The 16323-nt window shown below is 50.7% G+C and carries 16 protein-coding genes; all 16 read left to right on the forward strand.

Annotation, left to right across the window (positions count from 1 at the left end; genetic code table 11):
* The first annotated feature begins 9 nt into the window (after positions 1–9).
* The 16 genes from CVU77_02035 to CVU77_02110 all read left to right on the forward strand — a co-directional run bounded on the left by CVU77_02035 (position 10) and on the right by CVU77_02110 (position 16307).
* Positions 10–1677: a hypothetical protein gene (locus CVU77_02035; protein ID PKN01742.1), complete on the forward strand. Its 1668-nt coding sequence runs from the start codon at positions 10–12 to the stop codon at positions 1675–1677.
* A gap of 61 nt (positions 1678–1738) precedes the next feature.
* Positions 1739–2338: a hypothetical protein gene (locus CVU77_02040; GenBank protein PKN01743.1), complete on the forward strand. Its 600-nt coding sequence runs from the start codon at positions 1739–1741 to the stop codon at positions 2336–2338.
* Positions 2339–2340: 2 nt separating this feature from the next.
* A complete protein-coding gene (locus CVU77_02045; protein ID PKN01744.1) occupies positions 2341–3081 on the forward strand; it encodes a hypothetical protein in 741 nt (246 codons plus the stop codon).
* A complete protein-coding gene (locus CVU77_02050; GenBank protein ID PKN01745.1) occupies positions 3060–3455 on the forward strand; it encodes a hypothetical protein in 396 nt (131 codons plus the stop codon). The genes CVU77_02045 and CVU77_02050 overlap by 22 nt, the downstream gene beginning before the upstream one ends.
* 6 nt (positions 3456–3461) lie before the next feature.
* Positions 3462–4676 carry a hypothetical protein gene (locus CVU77_02055; GenBank protein PKN01746.1) on the forward strand — a complete coding sequence of 405 codons (1215 nt, stop codon included), beginning with the start codon at positions 3462–3464 and terminating at the stop codon, positions 4674–4676.
* Between the two features lie 134 nt (positions 4677–4810).
* The gene (locus CVU77_02060) at positions 4811–7285 is read left to right on the forward strand and encodes a dihydropyrimidine dehydrogenase (protein ID PKN02018.1); all 2475 of its coding nucleotides are present in this window, start codon (positions 4811–4813) and stop codon (positions 7283–7285) included.
* A gap of 4 nt (positions 7286–7289) precedes the next feature.
* On the forward strand, positions 7290–7514 hold the full coding sequence (locus CVU77_02065; GenBank protein PKN01747.1) for a hypothetical protein: 225 nt from the start codon (positions 7290–7292) through the stop codon (positions 7512–7514).
* Positions 7514–8011 (forward strand): hypothetical protein, encoded by a 498-nt coding sequence (locus tag CVU77_02070; GenBank protein ID PKN01748.1) that lies wholly within the window; start codon positions 7514–7516, stop codon positions 8009–8011. The genes CVU77_02065 and CVU77_02070 overlap by 1 nt, the downstream gene beginning before the upstream one ends.
* A 482-nt stretch (positions 8012–8493) precedes the next feature.
* Positions 8494–9354 carry a hypothetical protein gene (locus CVU77_02075; protein ID PKN01749.1) on the forward strand — a complete coding sequence of 287 codons (861 nt, stop codon included), beginning with the start codon at positions 8494–8496 and terminating at the stop codon, positions 9352–9354.
* An 86-nt stretch (positions 9355–9440) separates the two neighbouring features.
* On the forward strand, positions 9441–9923 hold the full coding sequence (locus tag CVU77_02080; GenBank protein PKN01750.1) for a hypothetical protein: 483 nt from the start codon (positions 9441–9443) through the stop codon (positions 9921–9923).
* Between the two features lie 63 nt (positions 9924–9986).
* Complete coding sequence (locus CVU77_02085) at positions 9987–11336, forward strand: chlorohydrolase (GenBank protein ID PKN01751.1); 1350 nt, start codon at positions 9987–9989, stop codon at positions 11334–11336.
* 283 nt (positions 11337–11619) lie between these two features.
* Positions 11620–12888 carry a glutamate dehydrogenase gene (locus CVU77_02090; GenBank protein PKN01752.1) on the forward strand — a complete coding sequence of 423 codons (1269 nt, stop codon included), beginning with the start codon at positions 11620–11622 and terminating at the stop codon, positions 12886–12888.
* Between the two features lie 133 nt (positions 12889–13021).
* A complete protein-coding gene (locus CVU77_02095) occupies positions 13022–14380 on the forward strand; it encodes an 8-oxoguanine deaminase (protein PKN01753.1) in 1359 nt (452 codons plus the stop codon).
* Positions 14381–14418: 38 nt separating this feature from the next.
* On the forward strand, positions 14419–15576 hold the full coding sequence (locus tag CVU77_02100) for a hypothetical protein (protein ID PKN01754.1): 1158 nt from the start codon (positions 14419–14421) through the stop codon (positions 15574–15576).
* On the forward strand, positions 15576–15863 hold the full coding sequence (locus CVU77_02105; GenBank protein PKN01755.1) for a hypothetical protein: 288 nt from the start codon (positions 15576–15578) through the stop codon (positions 15861–15863). The genes CVU77_02100 and CVU77_02105 overlap by 1 nt, the downstream gene beginning before the upstream one ends.
* A 48-nt stretch (positions 15864–15911) precedes the next feature.
* Positions 15912–16307 (forward strand): CoA-binding protein, encoded by a 396-nt coding sequence (locus CVU77_02110; GenBank protein ID PKN01756.1) that lies wholly within the window; start codon positions 15912–15914, stop codon positions 16305–16307.
* The last annotated feature ends 16 nt before the right edge of the window (positions 16308–16323 follow it).

Here is a 16323-nt window from a genome sequence, read left to right on the forward strand (position 1 = left end):
CTCAGCGATATGAAAAAAAATGGAACGGCCCGCCTGCCGTCTGGAAATGCGGCGGCGGTATTAAATCCCCCTCTTTCCCCCTTTTTCAAAGGGGGATTAAGGGGGAATTTTCGCGGCAATCAAGATAAATCCTGGCGGGTTGCCGTCGCCGCAAAAACCGATGCGGCGCGATTCCCGCGAACGCGGCGCGCAGCTTTTGCCGCCTGCTTTTTTTTATTGGCGGCAAACGGCTTTTCCGACGAGAGAGAACCTGTAAGCGTTTCCGAGCCGGTGTTTCGCGAGTCGCCCGTGGCCATCGAGCAGCAGGGCGACGTCAGTATAGACGAGCCGCTTTTAAGAAAACAGACATTTATTCCGGATTCGCCGCAGTTCCGTCTGCCCGATATACCGTCGGTGTATTTTATGGCGAACCCGTCCGACGTCCGGCGGCTGGACTTCGGCTGGGCCGCTGGCAGTCACAATTTTTCGCGCGCGGAGCTTTCATACATTGTTTCGACCGGCGCGGCGCGTCTTGAACTGTCGGCCGCCGCGGCGTCGTCCTTCGGGCCGTCGCCCGACGGAAAACTATCGCGCGCATCGCGGGAAATCGCCGCCGCGCGTTCTGCGGAACTGTCGCCGAGAGTTTCTCTTGATGTGTCGGCAGGGTTGTCGGAAAAATCCGTCCGGACTCTGGAAAAAACTCGCGCAAGTTTCGCGGCCGCGCTCGGGTACCATCCCGCCGACGGCGTGGTCGTTTCGGCTCGCGGCTCGTCGCAAAACATCGACGCGGGGCTGCGCCCGTCCGCCGAACCCGCCATCCGCGCCGATTACCGCGACGCCGACGTCGAGGCGCGCTTCCTCCCCGACGCCGATACCGCCGTCTACGGAGGAATCGCGGTTTACTCGGGAGGACTTCCGTCGGGCGGCGATATTTCCATGCCCAAAGCCGGTCTGGACAAAATATTTTTCGACGTCGCCACGCTGTCGGCCGAAGTCAGGAACGAATCGGGAAATACCCGCTCGTCGGTGACGGTCGGGCTGCGTCCCGCCGACGGTTTCAGAGTGTATGTTTCGCGCCGCGACGGCTACCGTATCATAGCGCCCGACGACCTGTATCCCGACGGCCTTTTCGTCGTTACGCCGTCGGATTTTCGCGGGACATACCCGGAAAACGTTCTGGTTTCGGCGGGCGCGCGGTACGCTCCGCGCTCGGCATCCTCGGCCGGCGTGGAATTTACCCGCCGCGAAATCACGAATCATTTTTATCTTAAAGCTTCTTCATCCGCGGCCGCGCTTGAGCCGTCGTTCGTCGGCGGGGCCGTCGAAATAAACGATGTCGCCGGCTCTCTGAAACATCGTCTCGGCGGTTTTGAATTAACCGTCGGATTTTTATACAATACCGGCGAGTCCGTCCCCGGTTTTCCGAAGTTAAAATCGACGACGCGCGTCGGTTACACCGTCGATGGTTTTTCGGCCGGCCTCACTCACGAGGCCGCGTCGTCGAGGATGTTCGGCATCTCTCCCGAAGTATTCGCCGCCGACCTGTCAGTCGTGGATTTGGACGCGGAAATCAGGTTCGCGCCGGGACTGTTTCTGCTTGCCTCGGCCCGCAACGTATTTTCCGCCGTTAATGAAATTCAGCCCGGCTTCGTCTCCGACGAGCGGGAGTTTACGCTGGGAATAAAAGCGTCTTTCTGAACTTTGAGGCGGTCCCCGCGCCGGAGCGCTGCCCTGACGCGGGTATCCGAAGGAAAAAACAATGATAGATTACATTTTCAAGGGCGGTTTTATGATGCTGCCCCTCATCGCAAGTTCGGTCATTGCCCTCGCCATTATCATCGACCGGCTTATTTTTTTCCGCCGCATCTCCGTCGACGAGCGCATTTTGATGTCGCAGCTTGCCAAAGAAATTAAGAACAAAAATATCGAGGGCGCCATAGCCGTATGCGCGAAGCATCCGGGTCCGCTGGCGGCGATTCTTGCGGCGGCCATCCGCAAATTTTCGCTCGACCGGCGGGAAATAGAAAACGCCATCGAGAACGAAGTCGTAAACGAAATGCCCAAGGTCGAAAAATATATTCCGGGGCTGGCGGTCATAGCGTCCGTCTCGACCCTTATGGGTTTTACGGGAACCGTCACCGGAATGATACGGGCATTCGGCGACATCGCCTCGCGGGGCGTCTCCTCGCCGGCCGTGGTGGCCTCAGGAATTTCCGAGGCGCTCATAACCACCGCCACCGGACTGATTATAGCGATACCGACGATGCTGTTCTATCATTATTTTTCGTACAGAGTTTCGCGCCTTACGCTTGAAGTCGAAAAATGCACCAACGAACTTTTGGAGATTAAACCGAAATAAAAATGAATAATGAAAGACTCGGTCTCGCATTTTGGCGCAAGATATTTTTTTATCTGATGGTTTTCTTGTCAGTGTCGCTTTCCATAGGCAGCGCCGCGACAACTTCTCAGGGAATCAAGCCGCCCGTCGAAAAAACGACAGTCAGTATTCGTGACGGCAAAAAGATAATAGTCGCGGACCCGAAAACCAAAAGAGAAAAAGTTATTCTCTCAAATGATGACCCCGCGCTTGATATTTACCCCGGCGGAGTTTTTTTTGACGCCATACTTTCTCCCGACGGTAAAAAGATAGCATTCAAAGGCGGCGTTTTGCATGATTATGAGTTTTCCGAATTGTGGGTGATTAATGCAAACGGCGGCGGATTGAAGAAAATCGTATCGTTAAGAAAAGGAGGTCACATTAAATCGGAGGGAGAGTTTCCCGCTTACACATCACTGCCGGAAAATCATTGGTCAAAATGGGAAGACGCGTACATAGAAAATTATTTTTGGTCGCCGTGCAGCAAAAAAATCGCTTATATTATTTGTGTGAGCGTATCCTTCGTAAAAAAAGAAAAAGATAGTTGTGAAAAACAACACCGGACGGATGTGCGCATAAAAGATATTGCAACCGACGGGGATACTCTTATCGCGACATTCAATCCCGACAGATTGGTTACATTAAACGATATAGAATGGGAAAACACCGGCCACACTATTAAATTTAAGACAAAAATCAAAGAATGGAAAACACAGGAGGAATAAATATGCCTGTTACCGGCAACAAAGAAGGTTTAAAACAGGAAGTGCTTGACAAGTTGGAAGAGATTAGCCGAAACACCGGCAAAACCGTGTATATAACCGACGGATATAGAGATGAGCAAAAGGATATGCCGACAAAAACCCACGGGCAGGGAATTGCAGCAGATATTTACATAGACGGGATGAATACGGTGGAGATTTCCCGCGAATTGGAAAAAGTCGGATTCACAGGACTCGGTCAATACTACAACAATGACAATTCAATGACGACTTTTGCCCACGGCGACCTTCGGGACGCTGAAACGAAATGGGTGCACCGCGAAGACGCCCAGGGCTCAAGAAAATTCATTAAATGGCCCGAAGAACCGTGGAAATAATCCCCTATGAAAGCAGTCGTTATTGTTCGTGATAGTTTGTTGTTTGCGGCGATAGGTCAAGAATTCCCGCATAAATTATTCTATAGACATTCCGAAACACTTGACATCTGCAACGCAAAGAGTAAATCCTGCGGTTACGACGAGGTATATCCCGCAAAATATCTGTTCGGATATAAACAAGGGGGCAGACATTATCAAGGGTTGATATCAAAATATCTCAACGATGGTGATGAAGTTTATCTTTTCGCCGAATCGGCGATATCAGCGCATCTTGAAGATGTTTTAAATTGCGATTTTCTCGACGTGCAATTGGCGTCTTTGGAAGATGCTTTCGTCCGCATTGTGGCGCACAAAGGTATTTTCGTGCGGGGATGGCTGCCTGAATTTCTGGCAGATAAGTTTCTTCTGGCACTCTTTGTGTATGCTTCTTTCGGACATACCGAATACGTTCCAAATCAAATAAACATTCCCAAGAAAACGGAGTGTTCCGACGCGTTGATTTCTTTTTGTCGCAGACATCTATCCTCTCGATACGTCATATTAAAAACCTCCCACGGCTCGGCGTCCGCGACGGGGCTACCGCGCGAATATTTAATATGCCGCAATGAAAATCTCGATTTTGCGCTGCCGTATTATCTGAAAATATGCAAAGATGAATGTAATCTCGCGAGTGTGATGGCAATGGAATTTATTATAAACGAAAATACACTTGCATCGCCGCCCGATAACGTCATTTACAAGGCAAATTGTATCGGCGTCGGCGCCGACGACAAATCGCGCGCGGCGTTTGTCTCGCAGGAGTGTCAGAAAATAACAAATAGTTATAACACATATTTGACGGATACAAGGCCATACGCAAAAATAAGCGAGGTTTTCGGCGGCTCACATTTTTCGACGGCAAGCGTCGAGAGGTACAGCATTATACTCGAACCTTTCAAATTTTCGGACGCCATATTTACATTGGATTTCGTCCTTTCATCGTATGGCGCTCCTAAAATTCTTGAGATAAACAAGATCTCCGGCATTTTTTCGGATGTGTTCAATGCCGGCGGCATAACCGCTTTGGAAAGTTATATTTCTTGCAAACAAGATTCTTTTGCGGCGATTTCCGTCGAATCGTTAAATCATTATAAAAACTTGGTTATGGATTGGTCGTCTGCGGGTTTTTTTGACAAAGTGGTTTGTTTGGACAACGATGGAATCGAACTTTTCATCGGATAGGTTGTGTCGGGTAAGTTGTTAAGGAAATAGCGGCCGCAATAATTCTTGCAAACGTGTTGAATAATATCAGGACGGACTTAATGTCCGGGATAATTGGAGGCAAAATGTCGGCAAAATCCACCACCGGTGAAAAGATGTTTCTGACGGACGCTCAACTCAAAAACGAATTCGAAAAATGCGAGTTTTGCGAGGAAAAACCCTGCAAAGACGCCTGCCCCTGCGATTGCTCCGCCGCCGATTTTATAATGGCCGCGAAAGTATTCGCTCCGTCGGACATAAAACGTTCTGCCGCCGAAATTATGAAGAGCAACCCTTTCGGAGGCGTTTGCGGAATGGTCTGTCCCGACAGATTTTGCATGGCCGCGTGTGTGCATAAAAAATTCGATTCTCCCGTCAATATTCCCGCCGTGCAGGCCGCAATCGTGCATAAAGCCCGCGTCCTCGGCGGAATTGCCGAGTTCGTAAAGCCCAAACTCAACGGTAAAAAAGTAGCGATAGTCGGCTCCGGCCCCGCCGGTCTGGGCGCGGCTTCCGTGCTGGGTTCGCTCGGGTACAAAGTGGATGTTTTTGAGAAGGAAAAAGTTGCCGGCGGCATGTGCAACCTGATTCCCGAATACCGCCTCAGCCGCGATATGCTCAAAGAGGATATAAAATTCCTGGCGTCTCTCGGGGAAATATCGATAAAAACCGATTCGTCCGTCGATGTTCCCGAATCGCTGCTTAATAAGGGCTACGACGCGGTAGTCGTTGCGACCGGTCTTTCTGAGCCGCTTAAAATGGGAATAGAAAACGAAAATCTGGCCGTCGCCGGACTGGACTATCTTAAAGATTCCGGGAAACATAAACTGACGGGCAAAGTCGCGGTTATAGGCGGAGGCGCCACAGCCGCCGACTGCGCTATGACGGCAAAATTAAACGGCGTTGCCGGAGTCGAGATGTTCGCGCTTGAATCCGTCGGAGAAATGCCGCTTACCCCGCGGGAAATGGGAGAACTGCTTGAAAACGGCATAGAAATATCCGGCCGGACGAAAGTTGTTACCATCGTCGGGAAAGACGGCAAAATCGCCGGACTTAAAACCGTAAAAGTGTCGCTCCCCGCGGGCAAAAAATTCGGACTGCGCGACCTGTCGGACATCGCCGGCACGGAACAGACAAGAAACGACATCTCGTCGGTAATCATAGCCATCGGTGCTCGCGCCAAAAAAGAAAGGTCGTCGAATCCGGCGGTAATCTACGCGGGCGATTGCATAGAAGGCCCCACGACCGTCGTGGAGGCGTCTGCCGCCGGCAAAAACGCGGCGCTTGAAGTCGAAGCCGTCATAGGCGCCAAAAAGAAGCCGTCGTTCGACAAAAAAGTCAAGAGCGCAGTCGAACTCAAAGGTTACGTCCGCGCCCCGGTCTCTCTTGAAACCGACTTCTTCAGCAGAAAAATATCGACCCCGTTTCTTCTCTCGGCGGCTCCTCCGTCGGACGGATACGACCAGATGAAAAAGGCCTATGAAGCCGGATGGTCGGGCGGAGTGATGAAGACTTCGTTCGATAATGTTCCGATTCACATCCCCGGCGAATATATGTTCGCATTTAACGAAACGACTTACGCCAACTGCGACAACGTTTCCGGACATCCGATGGACAGGGTGTGCAAAGAAATCAAACAACTCATAAAAGAGTATCCCGACCGTCTGACAATGGCTTCCACCGGCGGCCCCGTCACCGGTAACGACGCGACCGACAAAAAGGGCTGGCAGGCCAACACCAAAAAGCTCGAATCGTCGGGAGTAATGGGAATAGAGTATTCGCTTTCCTGCCCTCAGGGCGGCGACGGCACCGAGGGGGACATCGTCTCCCAGAACGCGGCGCTTACCGCCAAAATCATCGACTGGGTAATGGAAGCCGGCGACCCCGAAATCCCCAAACTTTTCAAATTGACTGCGGCGGTGACTTCCATAGTACCTATCGTCAACGCCATTAAAAAAGTCTTCGCGAAATATCCGAACAAAAAAGCGGGCATCACGCTGGCCAACACATTCCCGACGATGGCCTTCCGCCCCGGCAAAAAAAAGGAATGGGAAGAAGGTGTCGTCGTGGGAATGAGCGGCGAAGGAGTCACCCCGATAAGTTATCTTACGCTTGCGGGCGTTTCATCTCCGGGCGTTGCCGTCTCGGGGAACGGCGGCCCGATGGATTACAAAGCGGCGATGAACTTCCTCGCCCTCGGAGTGAAGACCGTCCAATTCTGCACGATAGCGACCAAACATGGCTACGGAATCTTCGACGAGCTCGTCAATGGCGCGAGTTCTCTGATGAAAGAGCGCGGCATCAAGTCGATGAAAGAACTCATCGGTATCGCGCTTCCGAAACCCGTCACCGGTTTTATGGAATTGACGAGCGTAAAAAAAATCTCGACCTGCGACACGGATGTCTGCCTTATCTGCGGCAACTGTTCGCGCTGCCCGTATCAGGCGATTACTCTCGACGACGAGAGGCATCCCGTCACCGACGCGGCGAAGTGCATCGGTTGCAGCATCTGCGTGCAGAAATGTTTCTCGGGAGCCCTCTCGATGCGCGAGAGAACGTCCGAGGAAACCGCGGCGTTGAAAGAGGACTGAAGCAATGAAAACTGTCGGGCGCAGGGCCAATACTGAAATATCTTTTCACGCCACCGTCAAAAACCTTAAAAAGGGTTGCGAGTTCAACGATTCCGTAAACAAGTTTTTCAGAGCGGAACTTCGCATCCCGAAGGGCGTCTACCATTACAAAACTCACGAGGATGCGTCACGTCACTGGACGGATTGCGTCGTCGGAGGGATAGTCGCCCGTCAGAAAGATAAAAAATAATGTTCGAGCCCGTCCCGCGTCCCGCTACGATAGAAGACCTTAAAAAAATAATAAAGGCGTTCAACGAACGCGGAGTGGATTATTTGCTCATAGGCGGATATGCTCTTCAGGCACACGGCTACGTAAGAACCACGACGGATATAGACATACTTGTTCCGTCGGGCGGAAAAACCGGCGCGGACGTGATACGGGCGTTGCTGGTATTGCCTGATAAATGCGCCAAAGATATAGACCTCGCTTGGTTCGACGAAAAAGGGACTATCCGCGTGGCCGACGAAGTCGTGGTTGATATAATGTTCAACGCCTGCGGCCACACTTACGGCGATTTGAAAAAATACGAAGAGACAATCGTATTTGACGGCATCCCCATAAAAACCGTAAATTTAGAGGGCCTGCTACTTACCAAAAAGACATTAAGGGACAAAGACGTCCCCGACAGAAAAATACTCGAAAAAGCGCTTCGGGCCATGAAATCCGGCAAAAAAGCGGACTCGTGAGTTTGTTTTAAAAGGGCATGTAAATTGTAGCGGCGGGATTGCCATCCCGCCATAGCAAGGGGCCGCATGGCAATGCGGCCGCTACAATATGCGTAGCGGCCGCATTGCTATCGCGCAAAATAACAATGAAAAAAGGTTTCAGCGACGAACTCAATAGATTCCTGATTATGTTTGCGAAATTCAGGAAAGACAATATTTGTATTCCCAAAGGTGTCTATAAATTCAAAACATTGGAAGATGCGGAAAAATGGCGGATGCAAATGCTCAGGGGCAATCGTCCCGACAGCCGATGAAAGAACGCTCTCCAAGACCGAGAAACAAAGATGATATTTTATTTTTGAAAATCGTGGAGCGTGAGGAAGGGGAGAACAAGTAGTCGTCGCATTTTTATGACACAGGTGTAGCAGGATGATTAGAGAGAATACGTGAAAGAGGGTTTTGAGTAATCCTTTAAATTGTTTTAAAAAAGGGGAGGGTAAATTATGATGTTAAAAAGGAGCAATCTTTTCTTTGCAGTTTTCACTGTGCTTTTATTGTCTCCATGTTTAGTTGAATCTAAAACCGTCGATACAAATGAACCCGCCACGGATGAACGCACTGCTAAGTTCAATGAAATCCTCAAACTCTCAAAACCAGTAAAAAGTAAAATAAATGTTGATGAAAAAAATGCAAAAGATCTCTTGAATGCTTTGCGGCCCCATGAAAATGTGCCATTGACAGATAGGGAAATGACCACGGGAGAATTTTACTATTACATTGAAGGAATAAAATTCGCCGAGTGGTCCTTAAAAAAGTACAAGGAAGAATCATCGGGCATTAAGGATTTGTTTAAAATCAAAGAACTGAAAGCCAAATATAATCCTGATGTCAGGAAGGAAGAACTAAATACTTTTTGGGGGTTGCTTGAAAAAACAACATGGACGCTATCGGTAGGTGTTTCTTTGGGCGACTATGTTGATGGTGGATTTGAAATAAAAGAAAACATATCGGGCTTTGAATCCAGCACAAAATCAGATATAAGTTACAGGGATGGGGCTTATTGGCATAAAAGGGCATCTGAAATAGGGGCGCACACAATAAAATTTGGGAACTCAATAATTTACGACACAACTTTACCTGTTAGTGAGAATAATGCGATAAAAATTCTAAAAAACATTGGCGATGAGCGAGTCGTTCCTATAACAATATTATTTACAGTTAAAAAATATGAAATTGAACACGGAAGGATGGCGTGGGATAATACCGTAAAACTTTATTTAACCGCTAATGCAATAGATGCCCGCATGGATGTTCCAGAAAAAATTTACGTATATCCTAAACGAATACTAAGAATTAGAAAATGACAGTTGTGTTTTCTTTCGATGTCGCCGTTTAATTTCTACCGATAAGAAGATAAGCAAAATTTTATAAACCGATTGCCGGGGGAATCGTGAAAGATTTAGCGCTGAAACGACGAAAGGACATCAGGTTAAAAAATTACGACTATAAAACCAATGGATATTATTTCGTTACGGTGGTAACTCGCGACAGATTACCTTTGTTGAAAGAATATAGTTCCGACATCGGTGCGGTTGCCGTAGCGCGGGCAATAAATGATTTGCCGGAGTTTTTTAACGGGCTGGCTGTTGATTATTATGTCGTTATGGACGACCATATCCATATAATTTTTGCTTTTAATGATTGCGGCAAAACGTTGGGACAGGTCGTCAAAGCGATGAAATATAATATAACTAAAATTGTAGCGGCGGGATTGCCATCCCGCCATAGCAAGGGGCCGCATAGCAATGCGGCCGCTACAAAAGCTAATGATATTGCGGTCGCCACAAAAACAATGTGGCAATGGAACTATTACGAACATATAATACGAGACGAGAAGAAACTGGCAAAAAATCAGGAATTATGTCGCCAATAATCCCGAAAAAGAGATTAACAACTGGGAAGCCGTAGAGAAAAACTAACAACAAAAGGAGTCAACATGCTCACCTTGCTTTGTAACGGAACCGTAATCACCTCGACGGAAGTCATCGAAAACGGCGGTGTCTTGTTTGAAGACGGAATAATAAAAGACATCGGCAAAACCGACGACGTGCGCTCAAAGGCCCTCAAAGCCCCCGGCGACAAAGTCAACCTTAAAATCATCGACGTCAAGAAAAAAATAATCCTCCCGGGCTTCATCAACACCCATCATCATTTGTACTCGACATTCGCCCGCGGGATGTATATTCCGGGCGAACCGGCTAAAAACTTCGTCGAGGTTCTTGAAAAACTCTGGTGGAAACTCGACAGAATACTCACCGAAGAGGACATCTATTATTCGTCGCTCATCCCTCTTATCGAGTGCGTGAAAAACGGAACGACTACGATAATAGACCATCACGAGTCGCAGACGCTGCAGGTCGGGTCTCTTGACCCGATAGAGAATGCCGTCGAAGAAATCGGAATACGCGCGTGCTTGTGCTTCGGCACGTCGGACAGATATGGCAAGGGCAAAGAGGGTTTGAAAGAAAACGAGCGGTTCCTCGCTAAAATCGCAAAAGATAAATCGGATAAAATCGCCGGAATGGTCGGACTGCACGCGGCTTTTACCGTCAATAATGACACTCTTGAAGCGCACGCGGCTCTTGCAAAAAAATACGATGTCGGCCTTCATATCCACTGCGCCGAGGACTTGTCCGACGAAAACGATTCCGTGGCCAAACACGGGATGCGTGTCGTCGAGCGGCTTAATAAATTCGGAGCGCTGGGGCCCAAAACCGCGCTGATTCACTGCATACATATCGACGAAAAAGAAATGGACATCATAAAAGAGACCGACACAAACGCCGTCCACAATCCCGAGTCGAATATGAATAACGCCGTCGGCTGCGCCGATGTGTTGACGATGATGAAAAAGGGAATAACCGTGGGACTTGGCACCGACGGGATGTCGTCGGATATGCTTTCGCAGATGAGATGCGCGTATCTTATACACAGACACAATAAAAGGGACCCGAGGGTCGCGTTTGTCGAGGCGCCGACGATGCTTCTTGACAATAACGTAAAAATTGCCGAGCGTGTGTTCGGCAAAAAAATCGGAAAGATGGAAGTCGGAGGCGCCGCCGATTTGGTCGTTCTCGACTACACGCCCCCGACGCCGTTGACGAAGGATAATTTCCTGGGCCATTTGATTTTCGGGATGGTGGACTCGACGGTGGACACGGTGATAGCCGGCGGTAAAACGCTGATGAAAGACAAAAAACTCGAAGGCATAAACGAAGAGCTTATCTGCGAAAAATCAAGGGAACTCTCCAAAAAATTCTGGGAGAGAATCGTCAAGGAAAGTTAAAACTATGCCCGACATCACACGTGTCCGGTAAAAACTCGACGGAGATTAAAAACAGAACATGATTAGTGCGCTTACTTTACAGCAATTCCCCCTTAACAAAGGGGGAACAAAAGGGGGTTGTCGCCCTTTCGTTAAAGAAGGACACAACAACCCCCTTACCCCCTCCGATGCCTTCAGATACGGAGTCTGCGACTTTGTTAAGGGGGAATACTTTGCAATGACGAGCGCGAGTTTTTAATTCTTGATTCCGACTATAAAACATCGTTTGATACGGAGGCTTAATATGGCTAAGTTTAATCCGTGGGAAATGGCTTGCAGTCAGTTGGATACAGTGGCTCAGAAAATGGATCTCGACAAGAGCATCCATGCCAAACTTCGCAGCTGCAAAAGGGCTCTTATCGTCTCCATCCCGATAAGGATGGACAACGGCGAAGTTCGGGTTTTCGAGGGCTATCGCGTGCAGCACAATTTGGAGCGCGGCCCGGCGAAAGGCGGCATAAGGTATCATCCCGATGTCACGCTCGACGAAGTAAAGGCGCTGGCGATGTGGATGACGTGGAAATGCGCCGTCGTCGGAATCCCTTACGGCGGGGCGAAAGGCGGCGTCATTTGCGACCCGTCGAAGATGTCGATTTACGAAATAGAAAAACTCACCCGCCGCTTCACCTCCGAAATCTCCATAATAATCGGGCCCGAAAAAGACATTCCCGCGCCCGACGTCAACACGAACCCGCAGATTATGGCATGGATAATGGACACGTACTCGATGAATATCGGGTATTCCGCTCCGGGTGTGGTAACAGGAAAACCCATAGAAATCGGCGGCAGCGAAGGTCGTCTCACCGCGACGGGACGCGGCGCGATGTTCGTTATCGACGAGGCGCTGAAATACAAAAAAATCAAACCGTCCGACTGCGCGGTTTCCGTGCAGGGTTTCGGAAACGTGGGAAGCGCGACGGCGCAATTTCTGCACGAACTCGGATGTAAAATCATCGGTGTGACGGACGTCTCGGGCGGACTGTTCAACAAAAAAGGCATAGATGTGCCGAAACTTATCGAGCACGTCAAAAATGCCCCGAAGAAAAGCATCGAGGGTTTTTCGGGTGGAGATTTCGTGTCGGGCATAGAAAAGGCAAACGAGGAACTCTTCAATTTAGAGGTCGATATTCTGGCGCCTTGCGCCCTTGAAAATCAGATAACCAGCCGGAATGCCGCAAAGATAAAAGCCAAAATCATCGCCGAGGGAGCCAACGGCCCCACGACTCCCAACGCCGACAAAATCCTGCACGACAACGGTGTTATGGTTCTGCCGGATATTCTGACCAACGCCGGCGGCGTAACGGTGTCTTATTTCGAGTGGGTGCAGGACTTGCAGTCGCACTTCTGGCGGCCGGAAGGCATAGACAAAGAACTCAAGAGAATAATGACGAAAAGTTTCGCGGACGTCATGGCCATCGCCGAGAGAGAAAAGTGCGATATGCGCCTTGCGGCGTACATACTTGCCGTGAGCCGCGTGGCGACCGCCGTAAAATTAAGAGGCGTATATCCCTGACAGACATAAAAAGCAGTGGATAGTGGTTAGTGGCGAGTGGTGAGTAAAAGCGTATTTATGGCTGCAACCGGACAGCAGAAACACACTATTCACTATCCACTAATCACTAACCACTGCCTTTAGGAGATTCATAATGAAAACTCTCATAAAAAACGCCCTGCTCGTCGCTGTTATGGACGACAAGCGCACCAAAATACCCGGCGGGGACGTTTTGATAGAGAATAACGTCATCAAGGCGGTCGGAAAAAATCTTGCGGCCGACGGAGTGACAAAAACAATAGACGCTTCCGGCTGTGTGGCGCTGCCCGGCTTCGTCAACACTCATCATCATCTCTATCAAACGCTTACAAGAAACATCGCCGCCGTGCAGGACGCCAAATTATTCGACTGGCTCGTGCATCTTTACGAGATATGGGCCGGCCTCGACCCTGAAATTGTTCGCGTGAGTACTCAGTTGGGCCTGGCCGAGTTGCTTCTGACGGGCTGCACGACTTCCACCGATCAGTTTTACGTTTTTCCGCACGGACAGCCGACGGATCTTATCGACCGTCAGGTGGAAGCCGCGCGAGAAGTCGGAATGCGCTTTCAGCCGTGCCACGGTTCGATGTCGAGGGGAAAATCAAAGGGCGGACTTCCGCCCGACAGAGTTGTTCAGGAAGAGGACGCGATACTCAAAGAAAGCGAGCGGCTCATAGCAAAACATCACGATTCAAAACCATTGGCGATGACAAGAATCTCTCTGGCGCCGTGCTCGCCGTTTTCCGTGACCAGCGAACTTTTGGTCGAAACGGCTAAACTTGCCCGCGCCAAAAAAGTCCGAATTCACACTCATCTTGCCGAAACGCTCGACGAAGAACAGTTCTGTATAGATATGCACGGGCTTAAACCACTGGCTTATATGGAAAAAGTCGGATGGATAGGCCCCGACGTGTGGTACGCCCACTGCGTTCATATGTCCGACGACGAAATAAAACTTATGGGCAAAACCAAAACCGGCGTGGCGCACTGCCCCACATCAAATCTGCGTCTGGGGTCCGGCATCGCGCCGATAAGAAAAATGCTCGACGCCGGCGTGCCCGTCTCCATAGCCGTCGACGGCTCGGCGTCGAACGATACCTCCGATATGCTCGGAGAATTGAGACAGTGTCTGCTGGTTCACAGGATAAAATCGGGGGTAGGGTCGATGCCCGCCGAGGACGTTTTTTATATGGCGACCCGCGGCGGCGCGGCGGTGCTCGGGCGCGACGATATTGGTTCTCTTGAAGCGGGCAAGGCCGCGGATATCGCCATATTCGACATGAAAAAAATCGGATACGCGGGAGCCCTTCACGATCCTCTGGCGGCTCTGGTTTTTTGCGGCGACTCCCACATAGCGCGGACGGTTATCGTAAACGGAAAAATAGTCGTCGACGGCGGCCGCCTGGCTTCCATCGACGAGGAAAAATTATTCGCATCCGCCGATATTCTCTCGCGCAAATTCATAGGCGCCTGACGGACACTGTAAAAATCCTTCGGCGGCAATCCGGTAAAATGAGAAAGACACTGCTTGCGCTGACTTTCATCGCTATCGCGTCGCCCTCCGGTCTTTTCGCGCAACAGACCAAGACAACCCCCGACCTTGAGGCGATAATGGCGGATTCGGCGCCGTCGCGGCAAATACGCGTAATAGCGTCGATGTCTGCGCGCTACGCCTTTCGTCCGTTCAGCGTTTCCGTGCCGGAGCAAAGGGAGCAGATACGCCTTAGGCGCGTCGAGGAACTCAAGGAATTCGCGTCTTCCGACCAGGCCGGCGTTTCGGGATATCTTTCTAAAGCCGCCGCCGGCCAAAAAGCGTCCGATGTGCGATCCAACCGCATAAAAAATCAAATAGCTTTCAGCGCGACCGCCGACGTCATAAAAGATCTTGCCCGCCGCGATGACATTGCGCTGATATTTCCCTACGACGAAGTCAAGTTCGCCGAGGAGAATGTAACCGACGCTGAACTTAATATAATCGACTATACCAGAGATTTCGACGCGGCTTTTTCGCGCTTGTCCGACGCAAATCCCACCGCCCGCAGGAACGCCATACTTTTCATAGCCCGTCAGCAGACACCCGAATCGCTCAAGGCCATAATAGGCGTGCTTTACGACGACGACGTTCTCGTCCGGCGCACGGCCGTCGAGGCGCTGGGACGGCTTGAAGGCGCGTGGCCGTCGGCGCGGGCGGCCGTCGCGGAATTCCTGAAAAAAGAAACCGACGTGGGCGCCAAGATATCAGCCATCCGCGCCGCCGGTGACCTCGGCGGGACGTCGTCGGTGGAAACGCTCAAAAAACTCGCCGTCGACCCTTACGCGATTTATCGTTCCGAGGCAGTCAAAGCTCTCGGCAAAATCAGTCCGCAAGGTATTTCGTCTGTCGTGGTTCCGGCAATTTCCGACGAGGCCGAAGGCGTCAGAATTGCCGCTATGGAGGTCGCCGGGCGTTTGCGCATTGCCGCCGGCCTTCCGGGCATACGCGCCAACCTGTCGGATCCGTCCACGATTGTGCGCCGCGCCGCCGCATGGGCGCTGGGACAGACCGGAGGAACTTCCGACGCGGATACACTTATTAAAATGACGACATCCGACCCTGAAGATTATGTCCGCGTGGAAGCGGCAAACTCCGTGGAACTTATACGCAGCCGCATAAAATCGCAGGCGAAATAATGACGCAAAAACATAAAATAACCGTCAAATTTTATCCTCCGTTGAAGGAAACTTTGGGCGTCGGCTCGGTGACCATAACCGCCCGGGACGCCGGCGAGGCCATTGAGATATTAAGCGGCCGCTTCGGTAAAAAATTTACGTCGGAAGTGCTCGAAGACGACGGCAGCGTCAAAAATTACTTCATACTTCTTCTCGACGGAAAAGCCGTCGACCAGAAAAATCCCGCCGCCTCGAAGTTCGTCGAAGGTTCCGTGCTTCACGTGCTGCCGCCCGTGGCCGGAGGATAAAAGCAGTGGTTAGTGGCGAGTGGATAGAAAAAGCAGTGGAGGGCGAAAATGGATATTCCGCAGATACTTAAGACCGCGCGAGTGATAGCCGTGGTGGGGCTTTCGCCGAAAGCCGACCGCCCGTCTAACGTCGTTGCCGCGTATCTTAAAAAAGCCGGATATAAGATTATTCCGGTCAATCCCGGTCAGACGGAAATCCTCGGCGAAAAATGCTATAAGTCCCTGCTCGATGTGCCCGAAAAAATCGACATAGCGGACGTTTTCAGGCGTCCGGAAGAAGTTCCGGCCGTTGCCGCCGACGCCGTAAAAATAGGCGCCCGCGTGTTGTGGCTGCAGGAAGGCGTAGTCAGCCAAGAGGCCTCGACGCTGGCGCGCGCGGCCGGCCTTGAAGTCGTGATGGATCGCTGTATACTCAAAGAGCACAGCGGAATTTTCGGCGGATGAATGAGCGCTTGCTCCG

Source organism: Elusimicrobia bacterium HGW-Elusimicrobia-1 (assembly GCA_002841695.1).
Taxonomy (GTDB): domain Bacteria; phylum Elusimicrobiota; class Endomicrobiia; order PHAN01; family PHAN01; genus PHAN01.